This is a genomic window from Microbacterium sp. CPCC 204701, assembly GCF_004010105.1.
Taxonomy (GTDB): domain Bacteria; phylum Actinomycetota; class Actinomycetes; order Actinomycetales; family Microbacteriaceae; genus Microbacterium.
The window spans coordinates 1-1,347 of the sequence record NZ_RRYE01000579.1; the positions used below are offsets into that span (position 1 = coordinate 1).

Genomic DNA, 1,347 nt, shown 5'->3' on the forward strand with positions numbered 1-1,347 from the left:
CGCTCGAGGCGCAGCAGCTCGCCACGGCGCCGTCCGCCACGGTCGCCGAGCGTGCCACGCGCCTGCGGGTCGACATCGACGAGGCCGCTGCGGATGTGCGCGCTCTCGTGCGCGACCTCGTCCCGGCGGCGCTGATCGAGCGCGGGCTCGCCGCCGCGGCGGAAGATCTCGCCGACCGGATGCCGATTCCCACCCAGTTCGAGTCCGACGTCGAGGACGACGCGATCGGCGATCTCGTCGGGGCCACCACCTACTTCGTCCTCACCGAGGCGCTCGCGAACGTCGTCAAGCACGCGCACGCCAAGCTCGCGCGGGTCCGCCTCGCGGTCCAGGGCGACCGGGTGCACCTCGACGTCGAGGACGACGGTGTGGGCGGGGCGTCGATGGGTGCAGGCTCCGGCCTGCGCGGCCTCGCCGACCGGGTCGAGGCGATCGGCGGGACGATCTCGATCTCGAGTCCGCGGGGCCGGGGCACCCGCGTGCGGGCGGAGGTGCCATGCGCGTGATCATCGCCGAGGACGAGACGCTCATCCGTCGCGGCCTCGAACTCGTGCTGCGCGACGGCGGCCACGTCGTGGTCGCCGCCGTGGGGGATGCAGAAGAGATGACGGATGCCGTCGCCCGCGAGCGTCCGGACCTCGTGGTCACCGACATCCGCATGCCGCCGACGCATACCGACGAAGGGCTCGAGGCCGCCTTGACGATCCGGCGGGAGTACCCCGGCACCGCTGTCGTCGTGCTGTCGCAGCACGTGCAGCGGCGGTACGCGAAGGACCTGCTCGCCGAAGGTGAGGAGCGCGTCGGCTACCTGCTCAAGCAGCGGATCGCCGACATCGGGACGTTCCTCGAGGACCTCGAGCGCGTCGCCGGCGGCGGCACGGCGCTCGATCCCGACGTCGTCGCGGTCATGGTGGGGCGCGCGCGGCACTCCGAGGCCGCCGTCGGAGGGCTGACGCCACGACAGCAGGAGGTGCTCGCACTCGTCGCCGAAGGGCGCAGCAACGCCAGCATCGGAGCCAAGCTGTTCCTCACCGAGAAGGCGGTGGTCCAGCATGTGTCCCGCATCTACGACGCCCTGGGCCTGCCGCCCGACGCCGACACGCATCGTCGCGTGCAGGCGGTGATCCGCTACCTCAACCGCGATTGATACCGGACCCAGGTCGCCAATCCGTCGGATTGGGATGACAGATCGGTGCGGCCCCCGTTACGGTGCCAAGGGGCAGCCCGCTGGGGCGGCTGCCAGTCGGCCCGTGCCCGGCGGGTACGGGTCTGGCACGTGGACCTGGGGTCACACGCCTGCGCCGGCGGCGGCCGGCTCTCGGCCGCCGCCGGCGCGGAGGTCCGGCG

General features: G+C 72.8%; 2 protein-coding genes. Both read left to right on the top strand.

What is annotated here, in order from left to right:
• Positions 1-506, top strand: a 506-nt coding sequence (locus EIO58_RS18055) for a sensor histidine kinase (protein WP_342447995.1), incomplete at its 5' end; no start/stop codon positions are given.
• Complete coding sequence (locus tag EIO58_RS18060; RefSeq protein WP_127820570.1) at positions 497-1,147, top strand: response regulator transcription factor; 651 nt, start codon at positions 497-499, stop codon at positions 1,145-1,147. The genes EIO58_RS18055 and EIO58_RS18060, both read left to right, overlap by 10 nt.
• The last annotated feature ends 200 nt before the right edge of the window (positions 1,148-1,347 follow it).